This window comes from Niallia tiangongensis (assembly GCF_044704065.1).
GTDB classification, from domain to species: domain Bacteria; phylum Bacillota; class Bacilli; order Bacillales; family Cytobacillaceae; genus Niallia; species Niallia tiangongensis.
This window is the reverse complement of sequence record NZ_CP162613.1, coordinates 3,013,591-3,026,829: the sequence shown is the minus strand read 5'-3', so window position 1 is coordinate 3,026,829 and position 13,239 is coordinate 3,013,591. Positions and strand designations below refer to the sequence as shown.

At 35.4% G+C, this 13,239-nt stretch carries 12 protein-coding genes; all 12 read left to right on the top strand.

Annotated features, from left to right (window positions below):
• Positions 1–640: 640 nt before the first annotated feature.
• The 12 genes from spoIVA to AB3U99_RS14470 all read left to right on the top strand — a co-directional run bounded on the left by spoIVA (position 641) and on the right by AB3U99_RS14470 (position 13,230).
• Positions 641–2,119, top strand: a complete 1,479-nt coding sequence (gene spoIVA / locus AB3U99_RS14525) for a stage IV sporulation protein A (RefSeq protein ID WP_400242020.1) — start codon at positions 641–643, stop codon at positions 2,117–2,119.
• Positions 2,120–2,595: 476 nt separating this feature from the next.
• Entirely contained in the window at positions 2,596–2,868 is a 273-nt protein-coding gene (gene hbs, locus AB3U99_RS14520; protein WP_312098566.1) for a non-specific DNA-binding protein Hbs, read from the top strand.
• Between the two features lie 324 nt (positions 2,869–3,192).
• The gene (locus AB3U99_RS14515) at positions 3,193–3,993 is read left to right on the top strand and encodes a heptaprenyl diphosphate synthase component 1 (RefSeq protein ID WP_400242017.1); all 801 of its coding nucleotides are present in this window, start codon (positions 3,193–3,195) and stop codon (positions 3,991–3,993) included.
• A gap of 6 nt (positions 3,994–3,999) precedes the next feature.
• Positions 4,000–4,701, top strand: coding sequence for a demethylmenaquinone methyltransferase (locus AB3U99_RS14510; protein WP_400242015.1), 702 nt, complete (start codon positions 4,000–4,002; stop codon positions 4,699–4,701).
• A 283-nt stretch (positions 4,702–4,984) separates the two neighbouring features.
• A complete protein-coding gene (gene hepT / locus AB3U99_RS14505; RefSeq protein WP_400242013.1) occupies positions 4,985–5,947 on the top strand; it encodes a heptaprenyl diphosphate synthase component II in 963 nt (320 codons plus the stop codon).
• 127 nt (positions 5,948–6,074) lie between these two features.
• Entirely contained in the window at positions 6,075–6,521 is a 447-nt protein-coding gene (gene ndk / locus AB3U99_RS14500; RefSeq protein WP_400242011.1) for a nucleoside-diphosphate kinase, read from the top strand.
• A gap of 861 nt (positions 6,522–7,382) precedes the next feature.
• Positions 7,383–8,156 carry a CheR family methyltransferase gene (locus AB3U99_RS14495; protein WP_400242009.1) on the top strand — a complete coding sequence of 258 codons (774 nt, stop codon included), beginning with the start codon at positions 7,383–7,385 and terminating at the stop codon, positions 8,154–8,156.
• A 197-nt stretch (positions 8,157–8,353) separates the two neighbouring features.
• On the top strand, positions 8,354–9,526 hold the full coding sequence (gene aroC / locus AB3U99_RS14490) for a chorismate synthase (protein ID WP_400242008.1): 1,173 nt from the start codon (positions 8,354–8,356) through the stop codon (positions 9,524–9,526).
• Positions 9,526–10,608: a 3-dehydroquinate synthase gene (aroB, locus tag AB3U99_RS14485; protein WP_400242006.1), complete on the top strand. Its 1,083-nt coding sequence runs from the start codon at positions 9,526–9,528 to the stop codon at positions 10,606–10,608. Before aroC ends, aroB begins: the two co-directional genes overlap by 1 nt.
• On the top strand, positions 10,609–10,974 hold the full coding sequence (gene aroH / locus AB3U99_RS14480) for a chorismate mutase (RefSeq protein ID WP_400242004.1): 366 nt from the start codon (positions 10,609–10,611) through the stop codon (positions 10,972–10,974). It abuts the gene before it with no gap.
• A gap of 22 nt (positions 10,975–10,996) precedes the next feature.
• The gene (gene hisC, locus AB3U99_RS14475) at positions 10,997–12,100 is read left to right on the top strand and encodes a histidinol-phosphate transaminase (protein ID WP_400242002.1); all 1,104 of its coding nucleotides are present in this window, start codon (positions 10,997–10,999) and stop codon (positions 12,098–12,100) included.
• Positions 12,101–12,126: 26 nt separating this feature from the next.
• Positions 12,127–13,230 carry a prephenate dehydrogenase gene (locus AB3U99_RS14470; protein ID WP_400242000.1) on the top strand — a complete coding sequence of 368 codons (1,104 nt, stop codon included), beginning with the start codon at positions 12,127–12,129 and terminating at the stop codon, positions 13,228–13,230.
• The last annotated feature ends 9 nt before the right edge of the window (positions 13,231–13,239 follow it).

The window sequence follows — 13,239 nt, the reverse complement described above, 5'->3', positions numbered from 1 at the left end:
ATAAAATGCTTTGAAGCAACCTAGTGGAATGAACAGGGTTTGGGTCAAATAGTCAATGGATAATCAAAGTAAAAAGTTTCCCCTACTTTTTACTTTGGTTTTTTTTATCCCATTCTTAAACTTCAGTAAGACTCAACTGAAAGTGTATGAGTATTGGAGAAAGATAGGTGGGGAATCAACTGTCCGTGAAGGTCCGAATGGTTCATTTTTATAAATTATTGCAGAATATGATGATACCATGAAACAAGTTAGTTAACTCAATAGACTGGCTGACTAATTTTACAGTCTTCCCTTGTCTCTTTTCTATCTTTTTTCCAAACAAAAATGTCATATCCCTTCTCTTCTTGTATATATTGAAGAGAAGGTTTTTTATTTTATCTATAAAAGAACAATGGGATAATGATTGCTTTTATATGAATTTGGTTAGTTCCAGAAACAAATAAAACGTATTTATGGGTACCATTTTTACGTTCATAAACAATTAACTTGCTATGTAAATATAAAAACTAGCAAAAAAAAGGAGGGGAAAATAAAAAATTAGTCATAAAGAGATAGGACAACATCATAAATATATATTGTCTAATAGTATTAAAAGGATAATTCTATCCCATGTACTAGGAAAAGTTCAGGAGGGGATCACTTGGAAAAGGTAAATATTTTTAAAGATATTGCCGAAAGAACGGGCGGTGATATTTACTTAGGTGTAGTAGGTGCAGTACGTACTGGAAAATCAACTTTTATAAAAAAATTCATGGAATTGGTTGTAATTCCGAATATGCAAAATGAAGGGGAAAGAACAAGAACAAAAGATGAGCTTCCTCAAAGTGCAGCAGGAAAAACGATTATGACAACAGAACCGAAGTTCGTTCCAAATCAAGCGGCCTCTATTAAAGTAGATGAAGGATTAGAAGTAAATATTAGGCTTGTTGATTGTGTGGGCTATACAGTACCTGGAGCTCAAGGATATGAGGATGAGAATGGTCCTAGAATGATAAATACACCATGGTATGAAGAGCCAATTCCATTTCATGAAGCTGCTGAAATAGGAACAAGAAAGGTTATTCAAGAGCACAGTACAATTGGAGTAGTTATTACAACAGATGGTACTATTGGTGATATTCCAAGAAGTAACTATCTAGAAGCTGAGAATAGAGTAATTGAGGAACTAAAAGAGGTTGGGAAGCCGTTTATAATGATTATAAACAGTGCACAGCCATATCATCCGAATACAGAAGCATTAAAGGATGAGCTTTCCGAAAAATACGACATCCCGGTAATTGCGATGAGTGTAGAAAGTATGCGCGAAACAGATGTTTTAAATGTAATGCGTGAAGCATTATTTGAGTTCCCAGTATTGGAGGTAAATGTGAATTTACCGAGCTGGGTAATGGTACTAAGGGAAAATCATTGGTTAAGAGATAATTATCAAGAAGCAGTAAAAGAAACAGTAAAAGACATTAAGAGATTAAGAGATGTAGATAGAGTTGTCTCTCAATTTAGTGAATATGAATTTATTGAAAATGCAGGTCTAGCTGGCATTGAAATGGGGCAAGGGATTGCCGAAATTGATCTTTTCGCACCAGATGAGTTATATGATGACATTTTGAAAGAAATTGTCGGGGTAGAGATTAGAGGAAAAGACCATTTACTAGAATTAATGCAAGATTTTGCCCATGCAAAAACGGAATATGATCAAATTTCAGACGCATTAAAAATGGTGAAGCAAACAGGTTATGGGATAGCTGCTCCATCCTTAGTAGATATGAGTTTAGACGAACCTGAAATTATCCGTCAGGGCTCTAGATTTGGAGTTAGACTGAAAGCTGTTGCACCTTCTATCCATATGATTAAGGTAGATGTTGAAAGTGAATTTGCTCCAATTATTGGATCGGAAAAACAAAGTGAAGAATTAGTCAGATATTTAATGCAGGATTTTGAGGATGATCCATTATCTATTTGGAATTCAGATATTTTTGGAAGAAGCTTAAGCTCTATCGTCCGAGAGGGTATTCAAGCTAAACTTTCACTTATGCCAGAAAATGCGCGCTATAAATTAAAAGAAACATTGGAAAGAATCATCAACGAAGGTTCTGGTGGACTAATAGCAATTATTTTGTAAGAACTCTATTTTAGGGTTCTTTTTTTTTGTCTTTTGTTCTGAGTAGAAAGTGGAAATTTTAGTAGAAAGTCTAAATGGAGAAATCTTATTTATCCTTATACCCCACCTGCTTAACTGATCAATGGAGAGATAGTTCTATTTCTGCTTCAATTTTGGGTGTAAATGGTAATTTTATGGTTTTAATGTTACGCTTTTATTTCAAAATAAGAAAATAACGCTATCAATATATAAAATTTCTTGATATGCATAAACGATTATGATAATCTTTTAAAGGAATTAGCGTTATATAAGGTTTCTTATTCTTTCTTGTAAGATATAAGGTGCTTTATACTTGAATACTTCTTTGAGTGTACAAATGTATGTCATTTAAGAAAAAATTCGGTAGGACGTATATAATTCCGTTAATTTGTTTACAAATAAAGATATGAAACTTATTTTAAGCTTTTATTTGAAACACTCGGGAGGAGGTGAAAGGCATGAACAAGACAGAATTAATCAATGCAGTTGCTGAAGCAAGTGAACTATCAAAAAAGGACGCTACTAAAGCAGTTGACGCTGTTTTCGATACAATCTTGAATGCTTTAAAAAATGGTGATAAGGTTCAACTTATCGGTTTTGGTAACTTTGAGGTACGTGAGCGTGCGGCTCGTAAAGGTCGTAACCCACAAACTGGTGAAGAAATTGAAATCGCAGCAAGCAAAGTTCCTGCTTTTAAACCAGGTAAAGCACTTAAAGACGCAGTGAAATAATTACATACAATAGTATTTCACTAAAACCGCGAAATTATCGCGGTTTTTTTTATGAATTTTTTTAGTATAAAATCATCTAGGTAACGGATGATTTAAATGAAATGAGAAAAATGAGTAAGAGAGAGAATCTTTCCAAAGTAGCTATTGTACCCCTTTACTTTCTCTTATGATATAATAATTAAAATATGTGATAGAATTGAAAAGCTCATTTTAAAGGCTGCTGTTTTTTTACGTGTAATAAAGAATGCTAATTCGACAATTTTTAAATAGTGGCATGAATAGATAATAGCGAAATAGGAATAAATGGGGAACAAGGGTGATATTATGGCTATACAGGAATTATTAGAGAGTATAAAAATCAGAGTAGTTGAAAAAACCTCAAATCATTATTTACAAAAACATATACCAAATCCAATTTTGGATGAACACAAGCTTTTACTAACAATAACCGTCTTGTTACAGGCAAATTTAAAAAAACAGGATATTATTACCTATGCAACAACAATTACACTTATTCAGATTGCCCTTGATACCCATGAACTCGTTACAAATGAAAAGATGATGCATAAAGGGAATGAAAGAAATAGACAATTAACTGTATTAGCAGGGGATTTATACAGTGGGCAATATTATAAAATATTAGCTGAAATAGAAGACTTTAAAATGCTTAAATTTTTAGCAGAAGGTATTAAAATGGTTAACGAGAATAAAATATTCTTTTACCATCAAAATGCAAAGAAAATAGATCAATTAATCAAAAGTCTGAAAAATATTGAAGGAGCATTAATCCAAAAGCTTGTTGACTACTATCAATTGGATGGATGGAAAGCTTTCGTGGAGGAATTTTTGTTTCTTCATCGGATCTGCAAAGAAAAAGAATTGTTTGATCAAACGAATGGCTCAATGGTAGTAGATGCTTTTTATAAGTATGAGAATAATGATAAATTAATTTCAATAACTAAAAATAATAAAGATGCAGTGTTAGATAAATATATAAAAGAGACAAGCTCACGCCTAGAAGAGTTACTAGAAAATCTTCCTGCATTACAAGCAGACTTTAGAGAAAACGTCTATCAATTTTTGAATGAAATAAGCAAACAACAATTGTACGTAGAGGAAGGGTAAATAAACATGCAAGAGCAGCAGTCTAAAGAAGAAAAGGTACATAATGTATTTGAAAAGATTTATGGGAATTATGATAAAATGAATTCGTTAATTAGCTTTCAGCAGCATAAATTATGGCGCAAAGACACGATGAAGCGAATGAATGTGCTTAAAGGTTCAGCATGTTTGGATGTATGCTGCGGAACAGCTGATTGGACAATTAGCTTAGCAGAGCAAGTTGGTCCTAATGGTGAAGTGATTGGTCTTGATTTCAGTGAAAATATGCTGAGTATTGGAAAGCAAAAAACAGCTGAGTATAAAAATATACAGCTAATTCATGGCAATGCAATGGAGTTACCTTTTGCAGATAATCATTTTGATTTTGTAACAATCGGCTTTGGTTTACGTAATGTTCCAGACTACTTAACTGTCTTAAAAGAAATGAGAAGAGTAGTAAAGCCTGGAGGGATGGTCGTTTGTTTAGAAACATCGCAACCGACAATGCCAATTTTTAGACAAGGCTACTATATGTATTTTAGATATATCATGCCGCTTTTCGGTAAACTTTTTGCTAAAAGCTATAAGGAATATTCGTGGCTGCAGGAATCTGCACGTGATTTTCCAGGCACGAAAGAACTTGCTACGATGTTTGAAGAGGCAGGATTAAAGCGAGTAGGATATAAGCCTTATTTCGGCGGTGTGGCTGCAGTTCATTTTGGTTATAAGTAATAGGTAGTAATTAATAGATGTCTTAGTAGAGTTGAACGTCTTATAAGAGGAAAAAGACTTTAGCTGTTTAAATGAATTTAATTTAAAATAAGGAAATATGGAGTAGCCAAAATATGAGTAGACTAATTGGGGATTAGGGAGGTTCGCTCCCTGCTTTAGCGGAAAATGAAGTGTATTTTAGGCTGCTGTTAATAGCAACATACTTTACGAAAACAAACATTTAAGTAATATCAAGTTATACATAATTATTTTAAAATATGGATACAAGTTGGGTGAGTAGTTGGTGAAATTAAAAATGATGTACTCATTTTTGAATTCGGATATAGAAAAAATTGAGAGAGAATTAGAAGAAACAGTACAGGCAAACTCTATTATATTACGTGAATCTTCATTACATTTACTACAAGCAGGCGGAAAAAGAATACGTCCGATATTTGTATTGCTTGCTGGGCAGTTTGGAAATTATGATATACATAAAATAAAAAAGGCAGCAGTTTCATTGGAATTAATTCATATGGCATCATTAGTTCATGATGATGTAATAGATGATTCAGATTTAAGAAGAGGTCAGCCTACTATTAAAGCAAAGTGGGATAACAAGGTTGCGATGTATACTGGGGATTATATTTTTGCTCGGTCAATAGAAATTATGAGTGATATAAATAAGCCTGATGCCCACAGAGTCTTAGCAAATACAATAGTAGAAGTATGTATCGGTGAAATCCAGCAAATAAAAGACAAATACCGATTTGATCAAAATATCAGAGATTATTTTCGGAGAATAAAAAGAAAAACTGCTTTGTTAATATCAGCAAGCTCTTTAGTAGGTGCGATTGTTTCTGATGTAGAAGAAGAATTTCAACAAAAGTTACATCAATTCGGTTACTATGTTGGTATGTCTTATCAAATCATAGATGATGTACTTGATTTTGTTGGGACAGAAAAAGAATTAGGGAAGCCTGCAGGTGGAGATTTACTTCAAGGAAATATTACATTGCCTGTTTTATTTGCAATGGAAAACGAAGAGGTTCGCCAAAAAGTAATCACTGTCCATGAAGAAATGTCGAAGCAGGAATTAACCGAGGTTATAACAAGCATCAAAAATACGGATGCTATTAATCGCTCCCTACAAATTAGTGACATGTATTTAAATAAGGCTCTTCTAACCATTAGTGATTTGCCAAATGGAAAAGCAAAGTCGGCTCTTACTAATATAGCAAAATATTTAGGTAAGCGTAAATTTTAGTATCGTTGCAAGTTTCTAATACATATGAAAGCGCTTGAAAAATCTTTTGCGGAATTTGGATTTTTGTGTTAAGTTTTTCATGAATAACCATTTTTGTTAGTCTAATACATATGGTAGGAGTGAGCTTATGGAAAGAACATTTCTAATGGTAAAGCCAGATGGTGTACAAAGAAATTTAATGGGGAAAATAGTAGCCCGGTTTGAAGAAAAAGGTTTTCAACTTGTTGGAGCAAAGCTTATGCATATTTCGGAAGATTTAGCAGAACAGCATTATGCAGAACATAAAGGTAAGCCGTTTTTTACACAATTAGTAGATTTTATAACTTCTGGTCCTGTTTTTGCAATGGTTTGGCAAGGGGAGGAAGTTATATCAAAAGCGAGACTAATGATGGGCAAAACTGACCCGTTAGATGCTTTGCCAGGTACTATTCGAGGCGATTTTGGAGTAGTAAAACATAAAAATATTATTCATGGTTCTGATGGAAAAGAAAGTGCACAAAGAGAAATTTCTTTGTTTTTCAACGAAGAAGAATTAGTAGAGTATAATAAATTATTAGATAATTGGGTTTACTAACTTTTGCTTACGATAGCTGTCCTGTTAATGCAGGGCAGCTATATTTATATGTGGATAAAGTCTCTTATCAGACTAGCGTTCATCGTGTTTCCTTTATCTCAGTCAGAGCCCTCCAGTTTGTACGTCGATAAACAGGCGCTTCCGCATTTCGATTGTCTAGCTTCGGGCACCCAGGGGCTGATGGGCTTCACGACCGTTCCCTACGATAAGTCAACATCGATTCACTAGCGTTCATCGTGTTTCCTTTATCTCAGGAATGGTCGCTCCACCCCACACGCCCCAAACCGGGTGCCCTCCGCATTTCGATTGTCTAGCTGCAGCGCCTATCGTCTAGCAAACTTCCGGTCACTTCCCTACGATAAGTCAACATCGGCTCACTAGCGTTCACCGTGTTTCCTTTATCTCAGTCAGAGCCCTCCAGTTTGTACGTCGATAAACAGGCGCTTCCGCATTTCGATTGTCTAGCTTCGGGCACCCAGGGGCTGATGGGCTTCACGACCGTTCCCTACGATAAGTCAACATCGATTCACTAGCGTTCATCGTGTTTCCTTTATCTCAGGAATGGTCGCTCCACCCCACACGCCCTAAACCGGGTGCCCTCCGCATTTCGATTGTCTAGCTGCAGCGCCTATCGTCTAGCAAACTTCCGGTCACTTCCCTACGATAAGTCAACATCGGCTCACTAGCGTTCACCGTGTTTCCTTTATCTCAGTCAGAGCCCTCCAGTTTGTACGTCGATAAACAGGCGCTTCCGCATTTCGATTAATTATATGAATTATCGGAATAAAATTTGGCCCTTTTTGGGGAAAATCGTATATACTAAAAAAGAAGTTGATTTTATGATGGTTGTGAGGAATTTACATGGAGAAGGATTTTCAAGATTTTATTAAGAATTTCTATAAATTATCAGGAATAGATTTGTCTTTATATAAAGAGGCACAAATGAAAAGAAGGTTGACATCTCTTTATGAAAAAAGGGGTTTTACTTCTTTTGCAGATTATTTTAAAGCAATACATACGAATAAAAATTTATTGGACGAGTTGTTAGATAGAATGACGATCAATGTTTCCGAGTTTTATCGTAATTATAAACGTTGGGAGGTTTTGGAGAAAAAAATATTGCCAACTCTCCATAAATCTAAATCGCAGTTAAAGGTTTGGAGTGCGGCTTGCTCAACAGGGGAAGAGCCATATACATTATCGATGCTCCTTTCCAATGAAACGCAGGTAAAGGATTTTCAAATCCTTGCAACAGATATCGATGCTAATGCATTGGAACGTGCAAAAAATGGCGTTTATTTAGAGCGAGCATTGAATGAAGTACCGCTGGCGCAAAAGAACAAGTATTTTGAACAGCAAGGGTCGATGTATAAAATAATCGACGAAGTGAAAAAAAACGTCACATTTAAAAAGCAGAATTTATTGGCTGATTCCTTTGGTGGTCCATTTGATTTAATCGTTTGTCGAAATGTCTTAATATATTTTACGGAGGATGCAAAAGATTTGCTTTACCACAAATTTGCTCAAGCCTTAAGACCTGGTGGAATTTTCTTTGTTGGCAGTACAGAGCAAATTTTTACCCCTGCAAAATATGGCTTAGAAACAGCAGATACTTTTTTCTATCGAAAAATATAAGCAATGGCAAAACAACGATAAAAAATTCCCGTTGTTTTGCCATTATTTGAATTTTGTTAATACGTTATCCTTTGAAATTACAATAGATTTCTATAATTTTGCAAAGATTTTTAGGTTTTTCTCTATTCATAACTGGATTGGTATGTTATATTGGAACATAATTACTTTAAAGCGTTGAAGGGAGAAAGGATTTATTTATGAGATACTTAACATCAGGGGAATCGCATGGTCCCAAACTAATTACAATTATAGAAGGTCTTCCTGCTGGAATGCCTTTATTAGCGGAAGATATAAATGAAGAATTAGCTAGAAGACAAAAAGGCCATGGTCGAGGAAGAAGAATGCAAATAGAAACGGATACCGTTGAGATTGGCGGTGGGATTAGACATGGTTATACGTTAGGTTCACCTGTTTCTTTAATTGTAGAAAATAATGATTGGAAACACTGGACTAAAATTATGGGTCAGCAGCCAATCGATGAAGAAGAAGCAAATGAAATTAAGAGAAAAATCAGCCGACCAAGACCAGGACATGCTGATTTAAATGGTGCCATTAAATATGGTCATCGAGATATGAGAAACGTATTAGAACGTTCGTCAGCACGTGAAACGACCGTTCGGGTGGCAGCTGGTGCAGTTGCGAAAAAGCTCCTTTCTTTATTGGGGATTAAAATTGCTTCCCATGTTGTGGAAATCGGCGGTGTGAAATCTAATGTTATGAATTATGAATCGATCGAGAAGCTTAGGGAAATAACAGAGAATTCCCCTGTCCGCTGTTTAGATGAACAAGCAGGGGCTGAAATGATGAAGGCAATTGATGAAGCGAAAGCAAATGGCGATTCAATTGGAGGCGTAGTAGAAGTAATAGTGGAAGGTATGCCAATTGGCGTTGGCAGCTATGTTCATTACGATAGAAAGTTAGACGCAAAGCTTGCTAGTGCCATAATGAGTATTAATGCATTTAAGGGCGTCGAGATTGGAATTGGGTTTGAAGCTGCGAGAAAGCCAGGAAGTGAAGTCCATGATGAGATTATCTGGGATAAAGAAACAGGATATTCCAGAAGAACGAATCGTTTAGGTGGTTTAGAAGGTGGAATGACAAATGGCATGCCAATTGTCGTTAGAGGGGTTATGAAGCCGATTCCGACACTCTATAAACCATTAAAGAGTGTTGATATTGACACGAAAGAAGAGTTCACAGCAAGTATTGAACGAAGTGATAGTTGTGCAGTACCAGCAGCTTCAGTCGTTGCAGAGCATGCCATTGCATGGGAGCTTGCTTCAGCAATAGTTGATCAATTTTATTCTGATCGTTTTGAAGGACTTGTTGCTAATATTGCTGAGCATAACAAACATGCGAGGGAATTCTAATGCACACTGTTTCTATTCAAACTACGTCGAAACAATATGATGTATGGATTGGGGAACATGTCATTAATCAACTACATTCGTTTATTCAAAGGAAATTTGTAGACGTAACGAAAATATTGATTATTACAGATGAATCAGTAAAGAAGCTACATTTAAAAACAGTGGAAAAAGAACTTTCCTCTCTTCCTGTTGTTACCTATACAGTACCTGCAGGGGAAAAGGCCAAATCATTTGATGTTTTTTATGCTTGCTTAACCTATATGCTAGAACAACATTTAGATAGAAAATCACTAGTTTTGGCATTAGGTGGTGGTGCGGTTGGGGATTTAGCTGGATATGTAGCTGCATCCTTTATGAGAGGTATTCCCTTTATCCAAATACCTACGACTGTTTTGGCTCACGATAGTGCTGTTGGTGGAAAAGTTGCTATAAATCATCCCCTTGGAAAAAATATGATTGGTGTTTTCAATCAGCCAGAAGCAGTTGTTTATGATACAACATTTTTGTCTACTCTGCCAATTCAGGAGCTTCGTTCAGGGTTTGGAGAAGTAATCAAGCATGCATTAATAAGTAATTCACAGTTTTATCAAGAATTGACTATTAAGATAAGTGATTTATCAAAAGTAAAGGTAGCTTATTGGTCTGAAATACTTGAAAAGGGAATTCTTGTTAAACGAGCTATTGTAGAGAAGGATGAAAGAGAATCAAATATTCGAGCTTTTTTGAATTTTGGTCATACGCTTGGGCATGCAATTGAAGCGGAGATGGGTTACGGCAAATTTACTCATGGGGAAGCTGTCGTAATCGGAATGATTTTTGCATTAAGGCTAAGCAAACAGAAATATGATTTAGCTTTTTCAATAGAGGAATACATTAAGTGGCTCAAACTACTTGGATATACCTGTGATATTCCGGGGAATTTAGAAATAGACAGTTTAATCAATCGAATGAAGCAAGATAAGAAATCGATAAATGGAAGCATCCGTTTTGTTCTGTTGAAAGAGCTAGGCTACCCTGTTTTAGTAGAAATGGATGAAGAGGAAATTAGAAAAGAATTAGTGTTATTTAAAGGTGGGAAATAAATGATTAGAGGAGTTAGGGGAGCTATAACGGTTGAAAATAATGAAGAGATAGAAATATTAACAGCGACAGAAAGTCTTGTTAAAGAAATGATTAAATCAAATAATATAAAAGCAAGTGATGTAGCATCGGTATTTTTATCAGTAACTGATGATATAAATGCTGCTTTTCCGGCTAAAGTTATTCGTATACAAGGAGATTGGACATACGTTCCAGTAATGTGTATGAAGGAAATTGCTGTTCCCAATTCGTTAGAAAAGTGTATTCGAATTATGATGCATTGGAATACGGAACTTTGTCAGGACGAGATTCAACATATTTATTTAGAGAAGGCAATTCAATTAAGACCAGATTTAACGAAACAATAAATAATTTTTGGAGTGAAAAATAATGAAGTGGAAACAGCAGCTTTTAAGTTTAAAAGCTTATCAACCAGGTAGAACGATTGAAGAAGTAAAAAAACAATTTAATTTAGACCAAATTGTAAAACTTGCCTCCAACGAAAACCCGTTTGGAAGCTCTCCGAAAGTGTTAGAGGCATTGAAAAAAATAGATGGCTCTTATGCTTTATATCCAGATGGATATGCTACAAACTTACGCTATGCGCTTGCTGATTTTCTAAAAGTAACACCAGAAGAGTTAGTGCTTGGTAATGGATCTGATGAAATTATATTAATGATTTCAAGAGCCCTGTTAAGACCAGGGTTGAATACTGTAATGGCTAGCCATACATTCGGACAGTATAAGCATAATGCAATTGTGGATGGTGCAGAGGTTAGAGAAGTGTCGCTAACAGAAAAAGCAGAGCATGATTTACCTGCGATGCTTGCAGAAATTGATGAAAATACAAGTGTAGTGTGGTTATGCAGTCCTAATAATCCAACAGGTACGTATATTCCTGAAAAAGAATTAGTTTCTTTCTTAGAAAAGGTTCCAGAAGATGTCTTAGTGGTATTGGATGAAGCGTATTACGAATATGTAGTTGCTGACGATTATTATGATTCTATTTCTCTGACAAGAATATTTAGCAATCTTATTGTATTACGAACATTTTCAAAAATATATGGTCTTGCAAGCTTCCGTGTTGGATATGGAGTTGCAAATGCTTCTCTATTAAACACTTTAGATCCAATTAGAGAACCTTTTAACGTTAATACATTAGGGCAAATTGCGACAGAAGAGGCATTAAAGGATCAGGAGTTTGTTGAAACTTGTAGACGGAAAAATAGAGAAGGATTAGAGCAATTATACCGTTTTTGTGAAGAAAATAATTTATCATACTACCCATCACAAACGAATTTTCTCTTAGTTGATTTTAAAATAGATGGAAATGAAGTATTCCAATATTTAATGAGTAAAGGATATATCGTTCGTTCAGGAGTTCCTTTGAATTTCCCTACCTCAGTTCGTATAACAATTGGTTCGAAAGAAGAGAATGAAGGATTGATTCAAGTAATGACGGAGTTTCTTGCTGAAAAGAAAGTAGCGAAATAATGATGCGAATAGAAGGCGGTGATAGGATGAATGGTCGCGTCTTCATAATAGGTTTAGGACTTATAGGTGGATCGTTGGCTTTATGTATAAAAAAAGAACATCCAGAAAGTATCATTTCTGGATATGATATTTCCCAGGATAATTTAAAATTAGCTAAAATGCTAGGGGTTATTGATGAAATAGCACCAACGATTGAGGTAGGAGCACAATCGGCTGATCTTATTGTTATTTCTACACCTGTAAAAGAAACAGAAATAATCATCGATTTGCTTTCTACATTAGAGCTAAAACAAAATGTATTAATTACGGATGTTGGGAGCACAAAATCTGTGATTACAAATAAATCGCAAGTGCTTCTAGACAAAGGTATTACTTTTATTGGGGGACATCCGATGGCTGGATCGCATAAAAGTGGTGTCTCTGCTTCCAAAGTTATTCTATTTGAAAATGCTTTTTATTTGCTAACTCCTCACGAAAGAATTAAGGAACAAATGGTCCAAGGGTTACTTAAATGGCTCCAAGGAACAAATGCAAAGTTCCTAATTATTTCTCCAGAGGAGCATGATTTATTGGCAGGTGCCATTAGTCATATGCCACATATAGTAGCTGCATCGCTAGTGCATCAGGCTGATCACATTAGTGAAAGACATAAGCTTGTTACAAGGTTAGCTGCTGGTGGATTCCGAGATATCACTAGGATTGCATCAAGCAGTCCCTCCATGTGGCGGGACATTTTAATACATAATAAAAACGTATTAATTCAGTTAATGAATGACTGGAAACAAGAAATGGATAAAGTCCTTTCACTGATTGAACATGAACGAGCAGAGGAGTTATATGACTATTTTTCGCGAGCGAAAAATGTAAGAGACGGTTTGCCTCAAGACCAAAAAGGTGCAATACCAGCTTTTTATGATTTATATGTAGATGTGCCTGACTATCCAGGGGTAATTTCCGAAATTACTGGCTATTTAGCAAAAGAAAAAATAAGTATAACGAATATTCGAATTATGGAAACGCGGGAAGAGATTTTTGGAATACTAACGATTAGCTTTCAAACGGAGGAAGATAGAATAAGAGCACAGAAATGCATTGCCTCTTATTCTAATTATGATACTACGATTGGATAGAACGAAGGT